This window comes from Arthrobacter sp. B055-34 (assembly GCF_059090425.1).
Window position 1 is genome coordinate 55,558 of the sequence record NZ_JBNHFQ010000011.1, and the last position, 18,538, is coordinate 74,095.

Here is an 18,538-nt window from a genome sequence, read left to right on the forward strand (position 1 = left end):
GTGGAACAGTGTGCACCTAATCCTCGTTTTAGCTTCTCCAGAGTCCAATATTGTTCGACGTCTATGACTGCGAGTATTTACTGCATATGACATCCCTTATCTCCTGGCTCGATGCTTCCACCGAAGAAAATAACCGGATGCGAGAGCTGGTGAAACTGTTCGGCTCCCCCGAGACGACTGACGATCTGGGCACGGGCCAGCTACGCGATGCGATCAGCAACAGCTTGTTCCCCGGTACGTCGGTGCTGCATGTTGGCGCCCGGTACATGCTCCTGGTTCCGTGGGCCTACCTCAGCAGCCGGCACGGAGCGGCTCAGCCTGACCAGTTACGGTTCCGGACCGAAGAGTCGGAGCGCCGGCTGATCGAGCGGTTCAAGGAGATCGGGGTGGACAGCTTTATCGGCCGGGACGCAGGCCGGAATGTGCAGCAGCTTCCCTCTGCAGCCTATTGGTCAGCCCTGCGCCGGTACGGAATCGTGAACCCGGAACTCGACCGAGCCAATGTAGCCCAGCTGATGTGCGCTGACCTGCCGGTGCCTGAAGAAGGCGACGACGCTTACTTCATCTGGCATCCGAGCCTGCCAAAACCGCCGGAGGGCTTCCCTACGACTGAAGACCAGGGGCTGGAACTGACCAACGAGGAAGCGGAATGGCTGCAGGAGCGCATCCTGACTACCTGCCCGAACACTATGCTGGCCCATCTGGTCACCGCGCCGAACCGGCCCGAAGGAGAATCGCCAACACTCTGGCTCGATCCGGCCTGCCGGAGCGTCACGGGAGAGACTGCCCTCTGGCTGCGGAATGCCGAGGCGTTCTCCTTTGTCCACCACGGCGCGAACACGCTCTACCAACACCTGCTTGCCGAGCGAGCCAGCAAGTACCTAGGGAACGAGTCAGACGTGCTTGAACAGACCGAGAAACTACTCGAGGAATGGGAAGAGCAGCGTCCAGCCAAGCAGGAACTCCTACAGCAATGGGATCTAGAGGATTTCCTCTCCCGGGCACGAAGCCTCAACGGGGGCATCAACTCCAGCACAGCGGGCTTCGCACGGACCATCACCGAAGCCGCCCGTAACCCGTACAAGCTGATCGACAATGCTGTGGTGCGCGCCGCCGTCGAAAACCGGGAGAAGCTGATGAAGAAAGCCAACTCGCGGTTCAAGAACGAGCGCAGGATGCGCGCGTGGACGCCGCCATCGGCCGTCAACGCCCTTGGTTTTCGTTGGACCAATGTGCGGCGCACCGTGCTGGACATCCATGCCGGGCTGGCAGCACTTCCGGAGATCGCAAATGCTTGATGCGAGCAATCGGCAGGCACTCACGCAGCAGCTGCGGCCGCCGACCGGTTTCCGGCTCTCGCATGCGGTGGGCACCACCTTCACGCTGGACATGACCAGTGCCCTCTCCGTGCCGCTGAGCTTCGTAGCCGGTTCCGGTGAAGAATTCACCAACCCCGTGGCAGTGCTGAGCGCCCTGCGCAAGGTGGCGGACCGCGTGGACGTCTTCTGCCAGGCCGGACACATCAAAGCTCCCAAAGATGCGTCGGATCTGTTGGCGCTGCTCGAGCCCATGGTCCATCAGGTCTCGGCTCCGAGATACGGGCTGTTCCATCCGAAAGTCTGGCTGCTCGAGTTCGTGAACGACGACGAGTGCCGCTACCGCTTCCTCTGCAGCAGCCGGAACCTCACGCCTGATGCCAGCTGGGACCTGCTGGTCAGCCTCGACGGCGCGCCGGCCGACGAAAATACCGAGGCTGAGCCCGACAACGGCCCGCTGGCCCGGTTCATCCTCGGCCTGCCGAAGCTGTGCACTGTAGATTACGACGCCGAGCGGCTGGCTCGTCTGCGTCTGCTGGCCTCACGTCTCGAATCCGTCCGCTGGGAACTCCCGGACGGCATAGACCAGTTGGCGTTCCGCCCGCTCGGCACTGGTGAGGAACCAGCGTCCGGCTCCGTCGTCGCGCACCTGGGCGCGCCCAAAGCATTTCCTGCGCTGAACGGCAAAACCGGTGATCAGTCCTTCTTCGGCGGGGAGAAGTTGGTGATATCGCCCTTTGTGGACAATGTGCTGCTCGGCCGCTTCCACGACCGCTGGACTGAGAAGGTATATGTCTACTCCCGTGCCGACCAACTGGATCTGCTGGCACAAGACACCGTTGCCAACGGCCGGACAGAGTTCAGGGCCTTCGATGAACTCGGAATCCCCGAGTCTGCGTCCACCGGACTGGAGGAGAAAGACGCCTCCGGCGGCTTGCTGGTGGCGGAGGATCTTTCGGGGCTGCATGCCAAGGCATATTTCTGCGATTACTCCCACTCCACCTATGCACTGCTTGGCTCCTCGAATGCCACCGAAGCAGGGTTCTCCAAGAACGTCGAGTTCCTGCTCGAAATGCGCGGGAAGAAGACCCGGATCGGTGTCCAACGGATTCGCGAGAGCCTGAAGGACGTGCCCTTTGCGGATTACCTTGGCTCAGGCGGTGAAACCCGGTCAGAGCAGGATGAGGCGGGCTTCAGGCTGGAATCCGCACTGCGGGAGGCGGCAGCCAGGACGTTCCTGCTGGATGCAGAGCGCGACGACAATCCTGTTGGCAAGACGACGTATGCCGTGGCGGTGACGCACAACTGGTCGCCTCAACCGGAACTCAACGCCCAGCTGAAGTTACTGTCCCTGCCCCAGGCGAGCACCGCCGTCGTACCTTCAGACGGAACCCAGACGCACAGCTTCCACGGCGTGCCCTTGGCGGACGTCACGCCGTATGTCGTCCTGACACTTGAGGACCCGGTGGCGAAACTCAGCAAGAGCACCGTGGTGCAGGGCAGTCTTCGCACGGACCCCGACGGCCGTCTGGAAGAGATTATTGCCCGCCAGTTGGACGATCCGGAAAAGCTGCGGCAGTTCCTGCTCTTGTTCCTCACCCCCGAAGATGCGCCGCCGGGCAGCGGCGCGGGAGCATCGTGGTCCTTCGGAGCAGGCTTCGGCGGCGGTGGTGTCTCAGGACTTTTCGAGGCGCTCGTCGGGGCTGTGGCGTACACCGACGCCCCGGAGGTCTTTGCCGACTTGAAGATTGTGATTGACCGGCTGCTGGACATGCGCGGCGACGACGAAGAGATCCAGCAGCTGCATGCCCTGTGGATGGCCGCGGTGGAAGCCACCGGAACCGAACTTAGCGACGCCGGAGAAGGGCCAGTTCATGGGGTTTGATGCCCAGCCAGCGATGGAAAGCCTGCGCGGCTTCCAGCGCCGCACTGTGGAGCATGTGTTCCGGCGCTTCTATGTGGATGACCAGCCCGCAGATGCTTTCCTGGTCGCGGACGAAACCGGGCTCGGCAAGTCCATGGTCGCCCGGGGTGTCATTGCTAAGGCGATCGAGCTGATGGACCAGCCGGACTCCGGGGTAGATCGGATCGATGTGGTCTACGTCTGTTCCAACGCGGATCTGGCCAAGCAGAATCTTGGCCGGCTCAACGTCACCGGACAGGCGGATATCGTCGAATCCGGCCGGCTGACTCTGCTGCCCACGGAACTCGACAAGCTGAACGCGCGTCCTGCTCCCGGTACGAGCAAGAGGGTCAATTTCATTTCGCTCACACCCGGCACATCATTCAACGTCGGAGGGGCCACCGGCCAAGTCAGGGAGAGGGCGGTGCTGTTCCGCATGCTCGAAACCCTCGACGTCATCACGGAGGACAACTTCGGCGAGGCCATCGAGCTGCTCCGGGCGACGGCGAACGCCAGTACGATGCAGCGCCATGCCGCACGCATGAAGGACCGCTTTCCCAAAGGCTTTGCGCCGTCGGTCCGCAGCAAGTTTCGTACTCTTGCGCATAGAAGCGGCAATCTGCCCGCTATGCGGAAGGCACTTCGCGACGCCCGTCGGGACGGCACGGAGAGCGTCCGACCGCGGATGGGCTCGGTTATTGGCGGACTCCGCAGTGACTTGGCTCAAGCCGGGCTCGAATGTTTGGAGCCGGACCTGATCATCCTTGACGAGTTCCAGCGCTTCCGCGACTTGCTCTACAAACCCGCAGATGGCGAGGAGGACGCAGCCGCAGAATTGGCCCGGCAGTTCCTCAATTACGACGGCGCCAAGCTCCTGCTGCTTTCGGCGACCCCGTACAAGGCGCATACCTCCGCCAACGACGCCGAGGGCGATGACCACGCGGCCGACTTCCGCCAGCTGCTCAAATTCCTGTCCCGCGAAAAACCCGGTTACATCGAGGCCCTGGCCGCAGACCTGGACGAACGGCGCCGGCAGCTCATGGGCCACATCGAGGACGAAAGCCTGACCGGGCGGATTGAAGACTCGCTGAAGCAGTTCATGTGCCGGACCGAGAGGCCGCAGCTGGGCGAGGATGACATGCTCACGGTCATCCCGATGGCACCCGTTGATGTCCGTGCCAAGGACCTCGCCAGCTTCAGGTCCATGTCCGCCGTCTTCCGGGCCGGCAAGGCAGGAAGCCCCATGGAGTACTGGAAATCCGTCCCCCTGTTCGCCCACTTCCTGACCGACTATAAGATCGGCCGGGTGATCGATGGGCGGATCCACGGAGACCACCAGGCGGTCACTTCCCTGCTGCCGGACCTCTGCACTATCGACGCCCAGGCGTACAGGCGCTACGGGGAAGTGGAGACCGATAGTGCAAAATTCCGCGCCGTCCGGGACCACACGACGGGCCAGGGCTGGTGGCAACTGCTGTGGATGCCGCCGTCATTCCCCTACCTGAAACCAGGCGGTCCCTTCGCCGCAGTCGGCACCGATGTGACTAAGCAGCTCGTCTTCTCTGCGTGGAACGCGACGCCCACCGCGCTGACCACAATGCTCTCCTATGAAGCCGAGCGGCACATCATGAGCGGCTCCGAACTGCACGGAGAAAACACGGCTGAAGCGCGCAAGAAGTTCAGGGGACGTCTGCGTTATCGGGTCAGTGACGGGGAGCCCCGCGCGATGTCGGCACTCGCACTGTTCATCCCCCACGCTGAAGTTGCCATGGCCGCCGACCCCTTTGCCGTCGCTTCCTCCCGTGGGTCTGCCGTAGCCGGCTCCGATGTCCGGGCGGCAGCTGCCGCTGCTGCGCGCGTCCGGACCGGCGGAAGAATGGCGGGCGAGGCGAGCAGGCTCGGATCCTGGGCGTCCTACTTCTCCATTGCCGGCGCGTTGCCGCCGCAGTGGAACGGCGAAGTAAAGCTCATTCGTCAGGAGATCAAGGGTGTTGCGGACTATCTGAAGTGGCTTGGCCACAGCGACGCCCCGGATGCGGAAACCGATTCCGGCGATGAACGTCGGTCAGGCAGCGACGGCGAAGCGGACCTCTATATGGTTCACATTGACAGACTCTTGGAGACTGTCGCCGGCCCCATTTCAGGCTGGGAACCAGGACTGGAACAGCTGGCTTTGAACTCCCCAGGCAACTGCATGTACCGCGCGCTGAACCGCATTATCCCCGATGGTTATGACCAAGCCGAATTGTGGAAGGCCGCGCTCTTTGCCGCTACAGGCTTGCGGACGCTCTTCAACCGTCTCGACGCCACAGAGCTGCTCGACAAGCTTTACCCTGAAGGCGACTACTGGCAGAAGGTCCTGCAGTACTGCGAGGACGGCAACCTGCAGGCAGTTCTGGACGAGTATGTATTCCAGCTCCGCAGCCAACAGCCGTCCGGCGAGATCAAGAATGAACAGCTTTGGTCGCTGGCCGATGACATCCGGCAGGCCCTGTCGCTAAAGCCCGCCCAGATGCTCGCCAAGTATCCGGACCGGTCGCACGATGACCTCCGCATGGGCGTGCGTTTTGCCGTCCGGTACAGCAATACCAAGACCGACGACGGCGATACGAGCCGCATGCCCGACGTCCGGCGAGCGTTCAACAGCCCCTTTTGGCCCTTCGTCTTGGCGTCTACGTCAGTGGGGCAGGAAGGAATCGACTTCCATTGGTGGGCCCACTCGGTCATCCATTGGAACGTTCCCGGCAGTCCGGTGGACTTCGAACAGCGCGAAGGCCGCGTCCACCGGTACCTCGGTCACGCTGTGCGCAAAAACGTAGCAGCGGAGCATGGCTCCAGCGTCATGAAACCGGGAGTCTCTAACCCTTGGCAGTCGCTGTTCGAATCGGCGGCCGACCACGTTGCTGCCCAACCCGACAGCGATACCAAAGAATTCGCACCGCATTGGATACATCGTGGGCCGCACAAGATCGAGCGCCGGCTCCTGGACCACCCGCTCAGCCGCGACGTCCCACGCACCAACCACATGCTTTCTGGACTCGCGAAGTACCGTCTCACGTTGGGCCAGGCACGTCAGGACGACCTGCTGGGATTGATCAAGGACGGTGTGCAGGTGAAGCCGCTGGATTTGCGGCCTTAGCCGAACCCACCGTTTGTCATGGAAACTCTTAACCATAAATAGTCAGACTCGAGCGGCCGAACCTGTTGTTCCGCAGCACGCATCCTCGGGTACTAACGACGCCGCCTAGCCGAAGTTTTCCCGAAGGATTGTTGGCAGGAAGCCGAGCTCATCTAGCTGACGAATGATGAACGGTGTCAAGTCCCCTGGAGCCATGACAAGACGATAGGTCCGCTTCCCTTCCGCAATCGGTTCAAGCATGTTGCGGTCGAGCAGTTTGCGGATCCGTTGGCTGCGTGTGGCAGGGGATCCGGGCAGCGCGGGTGCCAAATCAGCTGCCTTTACTTCCGTCATTTCCGCCACGATCCCCAGCACTTTGGCTTCTTCGGCCGAAAGGTGGCCTGCATCCACGGCACGCTTAATCGCAGGTAGCAGGAGTCTTTCGACGACGAACTCGCTGTCGCTCAGGTGTCTCAGCCGTTCCAAGTCATCGCGCATGCCTTCTAAGAGATAGGTGCACCAGCGGATGATGGCATCCGGTTCCAAGGAATCGGCATCCTCCAGATGCAAGTAATAGGACGACCTGTCAGCCCCAAAGAAAGCCGTCGGATTAAGTGCACGATAACCAGTCGCGGCGGTAAAACCCAGGTTCACCAGCATCGCGTAGGTGAACAGTCGACATACCCGACCATTACCGTTTCCAAACGGATGAATCCATACGAAGCGATGATGTGCGATAGCCGCCTTCAGGAAGTTATAGTTCTGCTCAACTGGCTGGTTGACGAAATCCAGGAGTTCGCTCATGTCTCCCTGCACGGCGACAGGTGACGGCGGCGTATGGTTGGACCCACCGATAGTCACCTCGGTCGTTCTATAGGCACCGGGAGTCTTATCGCCTTCTCGCTCCAGTCCCTCGACGGCGATCTTGTGCAGTTCCCGAACCAGACTGTGGGTAATGGGAGTATCTGGCTCTATGACGCGGTCTATGAATGAGGCCGCTTCCTGGAGCTGCACAATCTCCTTCACACCCTCGGATGCGGAACGTTTTCGGTCGCCTTCGCGCCAAGCCGCACCCTGGACCGCATCGACGATGGACGTCCGGTTACCTTCGATTCGAGCACTCATGATGCTCGTCATGAGTTGAAAGAGAGACTTGAGTTGAAGAAACACCGTAGGATGGGTCGTTCCGGATCCGAGGTCGCCCCTCAGACGCTCAAGATCAACGATTACCTTCGCGAGTGGGGAGCTGAAACTGAACTCCGGAAATTCAATGGGACGCATGCCAAGAATTTATCAGACCAAGGGTGTCATTTAAGTTGACTAGTTGGTTTGCCTTAGTTTGCTGGGAACTTTGATCAGCCCAGAGCACCAAGATTTAAAGTTTCCGATGTCTTTATTGAAACCACGTAGTCTCAAAACTGTTCCTCGCTATGGCGGCCCAAGGCAAGGGCCGAGGAATCATAGTCGCTTGAAGAGGTACAAGGCGAAGCGGCACGTGACAATGAACGACGTCTGATGCCGTCGAGTTCCCGCAAGTTCGGGTGACCTCAGCCAATGGTCCGACAAGCGCAGTTGACTTTCAGGGCCTCGCGCCCTTCAGCGCCTGCATATCGCGACGGCGCTCACTCTCAATAATCTTCATCATCTGACGTTGGATCTTGGCCACAGCATGCCTATCCAGTTCCTTGCGGAGCAGGGCAAGTTCCTCGGCAGCGATCTGCCTGCGGATCCCGTCTCGCTCTGCAACAGACGATGCCTGTTCCAACGCCTTTAGATAACGCTCTTCCATAACAGGATTTTAGTTCCCGCGGCCCGCCCGAGCTGACAAATTGGGGGCAATGGTCAGCAGCAGGATTGCTTGGTCACTGCTCTCTCAATTTTGACTCTATCGACTGACAGCCTCACCGTAGAAAAGTCGTTCATGAGTGAATAAATTAGCGATGAGTGACCGCTGCATCTCAACGATAGGGGTTGCCTGCAATGGCAGCGCAAGGGTAGAGGGCAAAGCTGCCAAAGAAAAGATCGGCAGGAGCCTCTGGCTGGCAATCAACGCGCCTAGCAATATCCGCGAGGGCGTAATCGTTTCCAGATCGTATGAACAGCTGAGCTTCGCCTCCCAAGGTCTAGCGCCGCCAACATATAAAAAATGTTGGCAGGTCCTCAGAACGTGTAAAGAATCCGAAGAATTCTTTACACGTTCTCACCTAGATATATCTGCCCACCGTGGTGGCTGCAACCTCCGAAGATCCGTCAACTACAGTTCCCAATGCCGGCTCTCCAAATGTGTTGGAGACCCGGCATAGAGCTGTCCGTCAGGACAAGACGTCTTTTGTAGCGAACCTGCTGTAGGCGAGCGCGCAGAAGACGAGGATGTAGCCGCCCTGCAGCAGGCCGTTTGCGGCGAAGGAGTCCCAGGAGATTGGCTGGCGGAGCAGGTCCGCAAAGCCCAGCCAGTGGTGGCTGAACAGCCAGGGGTGCAGCCATTCGAGCTGCGGAAGGTTATCGAGGATCTGGGATACGACGGCGAGCACAGCGGTTGCGGCCATGGCGCCGACAGGTACTTCTGTCAGGGTGGAAATGAACAGACCGATGGCCGCGAGCCCGAGCAGGGACAGACCGACATAGCAGGCCACCAGCAGCAGGCGCAGCAATGACTCCCCTACGCTGATCGTATCTCCGGAGAGTAAGGTGATCGGACCTACCTCGAAGAGCGCTGAGCCGACGAGCACTCCCGCCGTAGCCACAGAGAGTGCGGCGGCGAGGCAGAATACTACGGCGGCGGCATATTTCACTGCCAGCAAGCGGATCCGTCCCGCCGGTGCCGCGAGCAGATACCGCAGGGTTCCGTGGCCGGCCTCGCCCGCGATAGTGTCCCCTGCGACGACGCTGACGGTTAGCGGCAGGAACAGCGGGATTGAGACGACCATGCCGGTCAGCGGGATGAAGAGCCCGTTCTGGCTCACGCGATCCAGGAACGGCGGGCCCTGGCCGGGACCCGGATCACGGGAGGACAGTCGGACGGCGAGCCCTATCAGCACCGGAACGGCAGCCAGCGCCGCCAGCATGGCCCAGGTCCGCCAGCGCCGGAAGAGAACCTTCAGCTCGGACCCCATCAGTGCCCATCCAGCGGTGGCCCGGGATGAAAATGCTCGTGACCGGGCGTTGCCAGAGGACGGACCGCTTTGTGCAGATGCGGGCAGCTTATTGGACAACGTCGAACCCCTCCCCCGTCAAAGCCACGAACCGCTCTTCAAGGCTGCTGCTTTCCACCGCGAACCCGCGGACGCGGACACCTTCGGCAACAAGGGCCGCGACAATCGATTCCGGTTCCACGGCATGATCGGCGAGCGGAGCGCGGACGGTACTGCCGCCGTCGTTGTTTGGACGTGGCGGTTCGGGGGCGAGGCCCAACCGCTGGAGGACGCGGCGGGCATCCTCGGTGTCGGGAGTCTGGACTTTGACGTGGGCGAGGCCGACCCGCCGGAGTTCGTCAACGGTCCCCTGCGCCACCAGTTTGCCGGCGCTCATAACGGCGGCGTGCGTACAGATCTGCTCGACCTCCGCGAGCAGATGGCTGGACACGAAAACGGTGGCGCCTTCAGCGGCCAGGGAGCGCACCAGGCTGCGGACCTCGCGCGTTCCCTGCGGGTCCAGACCGTTGGTGGGCTCGTCCAGCACCAGCAGTTCGCGCGGCATCAGCAAGGCATTGGCGATGCCGAGCCGTTGCTTCATACCCAGGGAGTAGGCGCGGACTTTCTTGCCGGCGGCGTGGGACAGTCCCACGCGGTCAAGTGCCTGGTTCACGCGAGCCCGCCGGGTGGCCGAGGAGGCATGACGGTCGGCGGTGTCGAAACGGTGCAGGTTGGCGGCACCGGAGAGGAAGGGGTAAAAAGCCGGGCCTTCGATCAGCGCTCCGACGCGGGGAAGCACCTCGCGCAGACTCGCCGGCATGTCCTGCCCGAGCACCCGGACGTACCCGCTCGTGGCGGCGGCGAGGCCGAGCATAACCCGGATGGTCGTGGTCTTCCCCGAGCCGTTCGGGCCGAGGAAGCCGAAGACGGAGCCGTGCGGAACCGCCAAGTCGATGCCGTCGACGGCCGTTTGGTGGCCGAACCGCTTGGTCAGCCCGGTGGTTTCAATCGCGAGTTCGGTAGATGGGAGGGCGCCGCTCACCGGCCCTCCGCTGCCGCCTGCAGTTGCTCCAACGGTACCGATCCGGCGAACACTCGGCCGTCGTCGGTCACGAGGACGTTCACCAGCACCGAAGAAAGCAATCGGCCGCCGTCGACCTCCTGGGCGGTTTCCGCGATAACCGGCGAGTCTGCCCAGTCCTCGGGCAGTTTATCCGCCGGCAGGCCGATAACGGTTTCCCAGCCGGATCCGTACTTGGTGTAGTCCTTGTCGTGCTTTCCGTCGGCGCCCTGATGACGGTCGCCATGGTCGCCCTTGGCGTGCTTTGCATGATGGTCCTCGACAACGCGCTCCGTGACGGTGGCGCCGGGCGGCGGCGTGAAGTTGAAGAGATCGTCCGACGGCGCGTCAAGGCTCAGCTCTGTGAAGCCAACCTCGAAAGCAGGAGCATCCTGGCCGCGGGCCTGGACGTCGACGCTGAGCGGCACCCCTGTTTCCGAGTCCACCGCGATCGAGACGGACCCGACCAGAGTCTCGGAACTGTCGGGAGTCAGCACCAGTTCATAGGCGGCACGACCGGCAACCTCCGAGTCCGAGCCCACTGTCACCTCCGTGCTGGGCTCGACCGAGGTCAGGAAGTGCTCGGCCAGATCCTCCGGGGTCCACGCTTTGTCGCCGTGATGCCCCGCGGACTCCGAGCCTTCCGGAAGGATCAGATGGGTGGCGGCATTCTGCTTGGAGCTGTATAGCCATACGTCCCGGCCGTTGCGGATGAGATCGCGCTCGGCCAGCCGGTCCATGATTTGCACGCGTGCTTGGGAATGACCGTCCAGATAAACACGAGCTGTGTGGGATCCGCTGAGGAGTTCAAGTGCGGAGGCGACACCGGAAGGAACACCGGACGAAGCACCGGACTCACCGGACGGTGAGTCCGTGGGCAGCTGCGGCAAACCCAGTTCGGACGACTGCTCAACAGTTCCGGACAGTGAACGTACGGAACTGTCCGCCACCATTTCCAGGACTTCCTGCGGCGTTTTCTCCGGGAGGTCCGTGGCCGCACCCGCCTGAACTGTACCCAGCACCGCGCCGCCCGCGATGACCGCAGGAACGACGGCGGCGGGGAGCCAGCGCTTCCATACAGGTGTCATGACAACCTCCGACGTTGCAAGTCTTATTCCAGACTACGCTCAATCGATCAGGTGTTCACGGATGCAGTTTCTTCTGCTCCGCGTCAGGCCGCAGTCTTCAGAACCCGGGACTCCGTATCGAGTTCAAGCAGCCGACGAGCCTCTTCAAGGGCGGTCTTTGAATCCTTCTTGTCCATCTGGGCCAGCGTCAGCAAGTTCGCGATCCGCTGCTCGCGCCGCATACCTGAGACTTCGTCAGCGAATTCGATCATGGCAATGACACGCGCATGGGCGCGGCGTCCGCGGGCATCGTTGCTCGCGTCGTCGGCCTCGATGTCGCCTAGGATGGCGATAGCTTCCGCCAGTCGCTCGTTCATGTATTTCTCCCCTATTTACGGCCTTGTACAACAGAAAAGCCGTTTCCCCTCGACGATTCTGTTTGATTGCTTTATCGAACCATAGGCGGTTCAAGCCAAAGTTGGAATAGCAGATTGTAATTTACGTCATAGTGACCTTAATTACAAAACGGAATGTCCGTGCAGGTCACAAAGCTATGGCCGCATCCGGCGACCAGTCCCAAGTGAAGCAGCACCCTCTTGGCAGAAGCATCGAACTGTGCCACGTTGGAAATTGGATTTACCAACAATTCAAGGAGGGTGATCCTGATGCCCAAGACAGACAAGAGCGGAAAGCCGAAGAAGAGCGAACTGCCCAGCACGCTCAAGCGTTCCGGCAAGAAGGCCCAGGAAACCTTCGCCGAGGCGCATGATTCGGCCGCCGAGAGCTACGGGGACGAGGAGCGCGCACACCGTGTGGCCTACAGCGCCCTAAAGCACACCCATGAGAAGGTCGGCGACCACTGGGAGCCCAAGGAGAAGGCCGGCCCCTCGGACAAGCAGGCCAAGGGCGGCAAGGACACCTCCCGCAAGACTGCCGGCGGAGTGGATGCCAACGCCTCCAAGGAGCACCTGTACGACCTGGCCAAGAAGCTCGACGTGCCCGGACGCTCCAAGATGAACAAGTCCGAATTGGTCGACGCCTTGCAGAAGGCCAACGACAAGGAGACCCGTAAGTCCCGGTAGCTATCCGGGGCCCGGCATCACCTGACGCCGTGCGTCCCCTTATCGGTTGCGACCTGATCATCGATTCCGCTTCCCCAGCGGTAGAGGCGCATCGCCCAGTAACCCGCCGCGCCCATTACCAGGAAGCCGCCGACACCCACCACGGTCAGATTCGTGGCGACGCCGATGATCAACAAGACCAAACCGACAATCCAGGCAAGCACGGCTAGAACAAGCTGTCCGTGGTCGGGCCCCAACAGATCGGACCGCATTATCTGGGCCAGCTCCGGGTCCTCGGCGGCCAACTGCAACTCCAGCGCATGAAGCTGCTCCCGCTCCTCATCCGACAGCGGCATAACGCACCCCCTTGATCAGAAGTCCGGAGAAACAAAAGCGCCGGCCATGAAGGCCGGGCTTTCGCCGGTATAGCTATCATCCGCTTCTAAATCGAAAATTGCTAGTTTTAGAGCGTGCTTTCCCTACTAGCTGATTCCGGGCAGACGTAGCGACACAAACCGGTGCTGTCAGGAATGGAAAGTCTTCACCGTCCATCATGGGCTGAGTCAGGGCGTGCTCAAGACGAGACGACAAGATCCGTCTCCTTGAGGCGTGGGTTCAAGCTGCCGTCCGGAAACCGCAGTTGCTGCTGGCTGATTCGGGGCTGTTGGAACTGCGGGCGGCCACCCGATAGCGGTTGCAGTACGAGTCGTGGCAGAGGAAGGACCCGCCGCGCATCACGCGGCCGCGCCCGATGGTCGGACCCTGCGGATTCGCCGCCCGTGCATTGCGGTAATACTTCGGGAGGAACCAGTCGCTGCACCACTCCCAGACGTTGCCGCTGACCTCGTACAAGCCGTAACCGTTAGGCGGGAAACTTTGCACCGGAGCCGTGCCTAGGTAGCCGTCATCAAGCGAGTTGACGCGCGGGAACTCGCCCTGCCAGATATTGCAGAAGTGTTCTCCGGCCGGCCCAACCAGCTCATCCCCCCAGGCGTAGCGCTTCCCCTCCAGCCCGCCGCGGGCGGCGTACTCCCACTCGGCTTCGGTAGGCAGCCGCCGGCCGGCCCACTTGCAGTAGGCCTCGGCGTCGTTCCACGACACCTGCACCACGGGATGGTCCGGCAGTCCTCCCAACTGGAGAGCGGACCAGTGGGATGTGCCCAATCCGCCCCGCAGACGTTCAGCCACCACTGTGCCCCTGCCACGTCGCCCAGTACGTCCTCCGGCTTGGCTTGGACCTGGAGATGGAAGACAGCGGAGCTGCCGAAGCGCTCCGACTCCGTTCGGTAGCCCGTGGCCCGGACAAACCCGGCGAACTCCGCGTTGGTCACCGCAGTCGCATCGATCCTGAAGGCGTCCAACGCGACGTCGTGCACTGGAGTTTCCCCGTCGGCCGGGTATCCCTCGCCGAAGTGATCCCCCATCCGGAAGCTCCCCGCTGGCAGCAGCACCTCGCGGCGCTCCGCACTCTCTGGCCGCCCGGCACTCTCGATGCCTTCCTCCGCCGCGCCGGACGCGGCATCGTGCCCAGGGTTACTGAGGGCTGGCCGCGATGGACTGCCGCAACAAGACACAGAAGCTCCTTCCCCATTGCCAGGTTTGTCTTAAAAGGTACCGTGCCGGCGCTCCTAGCGGGCAGGGTCCGTGGCCGGTTCGGGGGTTTCGGCAGGTTGCGCGACATCCTCGATGTACCGAGGGCGGTTGATCATCACGGCTCCGGTCATCATGACCAGCAGGCAGACGCCGAGCATGGCGAAGGAGGCGTTCCAGCTACCGGTGGCCTCCTGGACGACGCCGAACAGCAGCGGGGCGATGCCGGCGCCAGCATAGCCGATGCCTTGGCTGAAGCCGGCGAGCACAGAGGCGCCGTGGGTGGTCCGTGATCGTAGGTTCATCATCAGCAGTGCTGTGGCGAACGTGCCTTGGCCCAGGCCGGCGAGGGTGATCCACCACCAGGTGCCGTCCATCGGCGCGAGGAACAGGCCCAGATGTCCACCGGCCCAGCACGCCGCGAAAACGCTGATGGCGATGATCGGGTTGCGCATGCGGGGCACGATCAGCGGCACCAGCAGGCTGACCGGCAGCCCGAGGATCGCGAAGTATGCCAGGGCCGATCCGGCTACCGCCGCGTCCACGTTCTGCCCGGTCAGGTAGGGCGGCAACCAAGTGAAGTAGACGTAGGTTTGCGCAGAATTGCCGGCGAGGAAGATTGCCAAGCCCCAGGCGACCGGCGAGCGCCACGGATTCAGATGCTCCGGGGTGGGCTTGGCCGGCGGCATCTTGACCAAGCTCGAAGCGGACGTCGAGGCAGGCAGCGAATCCGACGTCGACGGCGCCCCGGGACTTGTGCGGGCGGCCGCGGCGGCGTCGTCGTTCCTCTCGCGTTTTGCCCGCCGATCTTGCAGCAACTGGACTGCCCAGGGGATCAGAACCAGCGCGCTGATCGAAGCCCAGACGCCAATCGAGACGCGCCAGCCGACAAGGTCCGCTACGGGCACGGCCAGCTGCGGACTGGCCGCGGTCCCCACCGCGAGCAGCGTGACATAACCGGCCGTGACCACACTCATTCTGTCCGGGAAGTACTTCTTCACCAGCGGCGGCAGCACAACATTGCCCAAGCCGTAGCCTGCCATGACGACGGCAGAGAGGCCCAGGAACGGCCAGACCTCGCCCATGAAGGCACGCCCCACCTGCCCCGCGACGGCCAGCAGCACCGCGAAGGTGAGAACCTTTTCCAACCCCAGCCACCGGATCAGGATGGGCGTGCCCAGACCGCCGGCGGCGAAGATCAGCGGCGGCAGCATCGCCAGCAGACCGATGGTGGCGGCATCGAAACCGAGTTCCGGGCTGACCGAGCCAAGCAGCGGCGGCACCACGGAGACGGCGGCGCGCAGGCTCAGCGCCATGATCAGGATGCCCAGCAGGGCCCCGATCCGGCCGCGCCAAGGCTTGCGCAGGAAGTAATTAGTCACCAGCCAACCCTAGCCAACGCCGAAGCCCGGGCGAGTCATAAAACTCACCCGGGCGCCGCCGTCGTTGTTTGCGGTTAGCGGGATTTGGCTCCGGCTTGCCAGCAAGGAGTTCGCGCACGAGCACGCCGACGTGGAAGACGCCAACGACAACTCCGTCTTCGCGCTCCCCGGGCAGCAGTTCGGCCCCGAGCTCACGGTCCACGCCCACTTCGACGAGCCGGGCCTGTACCGGCTCTGGGGCCAGTTCCGGCTGGCGGATGACCGCGTGCTCACGGCGCCCTTCACGGTCCAGGTCACCGACGGCGGCAATAAATAAGGACTGCTACGGGTATTCTCAATGGTCATGCCAACATTCACCTGTCCTGATGGCCTTGCCGTTGCCTACCAAACCAGCGGTCAGGGCGCACCTCTCCTGCTGTTGAGTGGCCAGGCGAACGGGATGGGCTGGTGGGATCCGATCGTCGCCGATTTCGAGTCCGACCATCTGGTCATCCGTTTCGACTACCTGGGTACCGGCGGCAGCGACGCGCCGGCGTCCGGCTATTCCCTTGGCCGGCTCGCCGACGATGCCGCGGCGCTGCTGGATCATCTGGGGATCGAAGCAAGCGCCGTCTACGGTACGTCGATGGGTGGAAAGGTGGCGCAGCAACTGGCACTGCGCCACCCTGCCCGCGTGAAATCCCTCGTGATCGGCTGCTCCTCCACCGGAGGACCGAACATGCTCCGGATGTCCAAAGAGATCGGCTCCCGCATCGCAGATCCGGCGACCAAGGAAGCAGTCCTGACCGACCTCATGTACTCACCCGCATGGACGGCCTCGCACCCCGGCCCCTATGCCACCTTGGGCGAAGCAAGCACGCCCCAGGCGCGGCTGGGCCACCGGCGGGCAAGCAACGGTCACGACGCGTGGGACCAGCTGGGCGCCATCACGGTTCCCACCTTGGTCCTGCACGGCAGCGATGACCTGATGGTTCCACCGGGCAACGCCGATCTCCTGGCCGGACAGATCCCCAACGCCCAGGTACGCATCATTCCCGGCGGACGCCACGCGTACTTCGAAGAGTGCCGCGAGATCGCTAGCCCGATCGTCCTGGACTTCCTGGCAGGAGCGTTGTCTGTGCCTTCGGGCGATTCGAAATAAGTACTATTGGACTGCCCTCAGGCCAGCGTCTAGCGTAAGTCTTATGTCAGGGGAACCCGCAGGAAAAGCAACAGCAAAGTCGAACAACAATCCGCTGCTTGTGCTGAGGAAAATCACGTCCATTCTCGATGCCTTCTCCCTGACGCGGCCGGTGCTCACGCTGGCCGATATCCGCGAGGCCACGGGCATGCCAACGTCCACCGTGCAGCGGTTGGTTACGAACCTGACGTCCCAGGGCTTCCTCGACCGCGAGGAAGATGCCTACCGGATCGGTCTCAAAATGGCGTACTGGGCGGCGCCGGCGACGCGAGGCAAAGCGGTGCTGGACGTCATCGGTCCGCTGCTGAAGGACCTGCGCGACACCACGGGCGAGACTGCCTGCTTCTTCCGCGCCGAGCAGCACTATCGCGTCTGCGTGGCCCTGGCGGAAACCCGGCACGCCCTCCGGCGGGAAATGCACCTGGGCAAGATCCTGCCGCTGCATGCCGGCTCGGCCGGACGGGTCATTCTCGCTTGGGACCCGGAACTGCTGGCCGAACTGGTCAAGAACCCACTGCCGCCGCTCACCGAGTCCACGATCACCAGTTCCGAAGACCTCGAGACAGTTGTGAAGCAGACAAGGACCGATGGTTTCGCCATTACCACCGAAGAGCGCGAGTCCGGGGCATCCGGCTTGTCCGCCCCGGTCTTCGACTCCGCAGCCGGCTTGGTCGGCGCCGTGACGATCAGTGGCCCGACCATGCGGATGCCCCGGCAGGTCTGCGAGGACTGGGTAGAGACCCTCCTGCAGACCGCCGAACGCATGACGCGGCTCATCGGCGGGCGCTTCCCCGGCGAGCCAAAGGCCTAGCTCTGCAGCATCCCGACGCCGGGTAGCGGGCTTCGGTCGGACAGCGAATTAACGACGACGGCGATGTCGGCACCCGCTGCGCGCATCGCGGCGGCGTCCGAGGCGACCAGCACGTCGGCGAAGTTCTCCCGGTAGTTCCCCAGGTCTTCCGAGACGGAGCCGACGACGGCGAAGACCGGCAGGCTTCGGCCGGACCTCCGCACGCGGTGCAGGATGGCCGAAATGATCTTGCCTGCCGAGGTCTGCGAGTCCAGCCGTCCCTCGCCGACCACCACGGCGGTGGCTTGCTCCAGCTGCCGGTCGAAGCCCACCGCGTCCAGCACCGCGTCGGCGCCGGAGACCAGTTCCGCGCCGAAATGTGCCCACATGCCGCCGGCAAAACCACCGGCCGCACCACTGCGCGGGACACGGGTAGGGTCACGCGGAAACTCCATTGCCTGCCGCGCCAACCGTTCCTCTAGCACTTTCACAGTGGCGGGGTCCGCGCCCTTCTGCGGCCCGAAGACCCGTGCCGCATCCAGGAATGTGGTGGTGACATCGGAGAGCACGGTCAGCTGGGCGCCGCGCAGTCCGCCGGTTTCCTGGATCGCCCGGACCGCGCCGGCGCCGCCGTCGGTAGTCGCCGAACCGCCCGCAGCGACCAGGATCGTCTGCGCACCGAGGCGCGCAGCCTCGGCGATCATCATTCCGGTGCCGTAGGTGCTGGCAGACATGGGGTCGCGAGCGCCGTCGTGCGCCATAGTGATTCCGCTGGCCTGGGCCAGTTCGACGACGGCGCTGCCACCATCCGCCTTGATCCCGATTTCCGCGCGGGCCGGGCTCCCCCAGGGATTCTGTACCTCCACGGGGACCGGCCGGGCACCGAGCCCGCGGCAGAGCGCCTCGAAGGAACCCTCGCCTCCGTCGGCCACGGGCAGCT

16 protein-coding genes and 1 pseudogene are annotated in these 18,538 nt (G+C 62.9%); 7 read left to right on the forward strand and 10 right to left on the reverse strand.

Translation table 11 applies throughout. The features are described 5' to 3' along the window. Positions 1-86 precede the first annotated feature (86 nt). Genes AC5RWO_RS18590 through AC5RWO_RS18600 form a run of 3 tightly spaced genes read left to right on the forward strand, consistent with a single transcriptional unit; the run spans position 87 to position 6,358 of the window. A complete protein-coding gene (locus tag AC5RWO_RS18590; protein ID WP_498732984.1) occupies positions 87-1,298 on the forward strand; it encodes a DUF6361 family protein in 1,212 nt (403 codons plus the stop codon). Continuing rightward, entirely contained in the window at positions 1,291-3,201 is a 1,911-nt protein-coding gene (locus AC5RWO_RS18595) for a phospholipase D family protein (protein ID WP_498732985.1), read from the forward strand. Before AC5RWO_RS18590 ends, AC5RWO_RS18595 begins: the two co-directional genes overlap by 8 nt. Next, a complete protein-coding gene (locus AC5RWO_RS18600) occupies positions 3,191-6,358 on the forward strand; it encodes a helicase C-terminal domain-containing protein (protein ID WP_498732986.1) in 3,168 nt (1,055 codons plus the stop codon). Before AC5RWO_RS18595 ends, AC5RWO_RS18600 begins: the two co-directional genes overlap by 11 nt. 105 nt (positions 6,359-6,463) lie before the next feature. Here the strand turns inward: AC5RWO_RS18600 and AC5RWO_RS18605 are convergent, their stop codons facing one another. The 6 genes from AC5RWO_RS18605 to AC5RWO_RS18630 form a co-directional block, all read right to left on the reverse strand. After that, the gene (locus AC5RWO_RS18605; protein WP_498732987.1) at positions 6,464-7,462 is read right to left on the reverse strand and encodes a Fic family protein; all 999 of its coding nucleotides are present in this window, start codon (positions 7,460-7,462) and stop codon (positions 6,464-6,466) included. A 454-nt stretch (positions 7,463-7,916) separates the two neighbouring features. Beyond that, positions 7,917-8,126 (reverse strand): hypothetical protein, encoded by a 210-nt coding sequence (locus AC5RWO_RS18610; protein ID WP_498732988.1) that lies wholly within the window; start codon positions 8,124-8,126, stop codon positions 7,917-7,919. A 523-nt stretch (positions 8,127-8,649) separates the two neighbouring features. Next, complete coding sequence (locus AC5RWO_RS18615) at positions 8,650-9,450, reverse strand: ABC transporter permease (protein ID WP_498732990.1); 801 nt, start codon at positions 9,448-9,450, stop codon at positions 8,650-8,652. An 88-nt stretch (positions 9,451-9,538) separates the two neighbouring features. Further along, complete coding sequence (locus AC5RWO_RS18620; RefSeq protein WP_498732992.1) at positions 9,539-10,510, reverse strand: ABC transporter ATP-binding protein; 972 nt, start codon at positions 10,508-10,510, stop codon at positions 9,539-9,541. Next, on the reverse strand, positions 10,507-11,616 hold the full coding sequence (locus AC5RWO_RS18625) for a LolA family protein (RefSeq protein ID WP_498732994.1): 1,110 nt from the start codon (positions 11,614-11,616) through the stop codon (positions 10,507-10,509). Before AC5RWO_RS18625 ends, AC5RWO_RS18620 begins: the two co-directional genes overlap by 4 nt. An 83-nt stretch (positions 11,617-11,699) precedes the next feature. Continuing rightward, positions 11,700-11,972, reverse strand: coding sequence for a hypothetical protein (locus AC5RWO_RS18630; RefSeq protein WP_498732996.1), 273 nt, complete (start codon positions 11,970-11,972; stop codon positions 11,700-11,702). A 288-nt stretch (positions 11,973-12,260) separates the two neighbouring features. Between AC5RWO_RS18630 and AC5RWO_RS18635 the strand changes: the two genes are divergently transcribed. Then, a complete protein-coding gene (locus AC5RWO_RS18635) occupies positions 12,261-12,677 on the forward strand; it encodes a ChaB family protein (protein WP_498732998.1) in 417 nt (138 codons plus the stop codon). A gap of 17 nt (positions 12,678-12,694) precedes the next feature. Here the strand turns inward: AC5RWO_RS18635 and AC5RWO_RS18640 are convergent, their stop codons facing one another. From AC5RWO_RS18640 to AC5RWO_RS18650, 3 genes and pseudogenes are all read right to left on the reverse strand, one after another. Beyond that, a complete protein-coding gene (locus AC5RWO_RS18640; protein ID WP_498732999.1) occupies positions 12,695-13,012 on the reverse strand; it encodes a DUF3040 domain-containing protein in 318 nt (105 codons plus the stop codon). A 259-nt stretch (positions 13,013-13,271) separates the two neighbouring features. Next, positions 13,272-14,230 (reverse strand): annotated as a pseudogene (locus AC5RWO_RS18645) (formylglycine-generating enzyme family protein). Between the two features lie 54 nt (positions 14,231-14,284). After that, complete coding sequence (locus AC5RWO_RS18650; RefSeq protein ID WP_498733002.1) at positions 14,285-15,628, reverse strand: MFS transporter; 1,344 nt, start codon at positions 15,626-15,628, stop codon at positions 14,285-14,287. A gap of 64 nt (positions 15,629-15,692) precedes the next feature. Here AC5RWO_RS18650 and AC5RWO_RS18655 point away from each other — a divergent pair, with 64 nt between their 5' ends. From AC5RWO_RS18655 to AC5RWO_RS18665, 3 genes are read left to right on the forward strand one after another with little or no spacing between them, the layout of a single operon-like run. Beyond that, on the forward strand, positions 15,693-15,944 hold the full coding sequence (locus tag AC5RWO_RS18655; RefSeq protein ID WP_498733004.1) for a DUF8832 domain-containing protein: 252 nt from the start codon (positions 15,693-15,695) through the stop codon (positions 15,942-15,944). A 27-nt stretch (positions 15,945-15,971) separates the two neighbouring features. Then, complete coding sequence (locus AC5RWO_RS18660) at positions 15,972-16,769, forward strand: alpha/beta fold hydrolase (protein WP_498733082.1); 798 nt, start codon at positions 15,972-15,974, stop codon at positions 16,767-16,769. A gap of 43 nt (positions 16,770-16,812) precedes the next feature. Beyond that, on the forward strand, positions 16,813-17,619 hold the full coding sequence (locus tag AC5RWO_RS18665; protein WP_498733006.1) for an IclR family transcriptional regulator: 807 nt from the start codon (positions 16,813-16,815) through the stop codon (positions 17,617-17,619). On the opposite strand, the gene AC5RWO_RS18670 is transcribed toward AC5RWO_RS18665, so the two are convergent. Further along, positions 17,616-18,530, reverse strand: a complete 915-nt coding sequence (locus AC5RWO_RS18670; RefSeq protein WP_498733008.1) for a glycerate kinase family protein — start codon at positions 18,528-18,530, stop codon at positions 17,616-17,618. The two genes, AC5RWO_RS18665 and AC5RWO_RS18670, sit on opposite strands and share 4 nt — an antisense overlap. Positions 18,531-18,538 lie beyond the last annotated feature (8 nt).

Excerpts from the sequence above, each read along its gene's own strand:
- AC5RWO_RS18595 (WP_498732985.1), top strand. The coding sequence starts at position 1,291 with ATGCTTGATGCGAGCAATCGGCAGGCACTCACGCAGCAGCTGCGGCCG.
- AC5RWO_RS18590 (WP_498732984.1), top strand. The coding sequence starts at position 87 with ATGACATCCCTTATCTCCTGGCTCGATGCTTCCACCGAAGAAAATAAC.
- AC5RWO_RS18660 (WP_498733082.1), top strand. The coding sequence starts at position 15,972 with ATGCCAACATTCACCTGTCCTGATGGCCTTGCCGTTGCCTACCAAACC.
- AC5RWO_RS18625 (WP_498732994.1), bottom strand. The coding sequence starts at position 11,616 with ATGACACCTGTATGGAAGCGCTGGCTCCCCGCCGCCGTCGTTCCTGCG.
- AC5RWO_RS18615 (WP_498732990.1), bottom strand. The coding sequence starts at position 9,450 with ATGGGGTCCGAGCTGAAGGTTCTCTTCCGGCGCTGGCGGACCTGGGCC.
- AC5RWO_RS18665 (WP_498733006.1), top strand. The coding sequence starts at position 16,813 with ATGTCAGGGGAACCCGCAGGAAAAGCAACAGCAAAGTCGAACAACAAT.
- AC5RWO_RS18605 (WP_498732987.1), bottom strand. The coding sequence starts at position 7,462 with ATGAGTGCTCGAATCGAAGGTAACCGGACGTCCATCGTCGATGCGGTC.
- AC5RWO_RS18635 (WP_498732998.1), top strand. The coding sequence starts at position 12,261 with ATGCCCAAGACAGACAAGAGCGGAAAGCCGAAGAAGAGCGAACTGCCC.
- AC5RWO_RS18600 (WP_498732986.1), top strand. The coding sequence starts at position 3,191 with ATGGGGTTTGATGCCCAGCCAGCGATGGAAAGCCTGCGCGGCTTCCAG.
- AC5RWO_RS18640 (WP_498732999.1), bottom strand. The coding sequence starts at position 13,012 with ATGCCGCTGTCGGATGAGGAGCGGGAGCAGCTTCATGCGCTGGAGTTG.
- AC5RWO_RS18630 (WP_498732996.1), bottom strand. The coding sequence starts at position 11,972 with ATGAACGAGCGACTGGCGGAAGCTATCGCCATCCTAGGCGACATCGAG.
- AC5RWO_RS18610 (WP_498732988.1), bottom strand. The coding sequence starts at position 8,126 with ATGGAAGAGCGTTATCTAAAGGCGTTGGAACAGGCATCGTCTGTTGCA.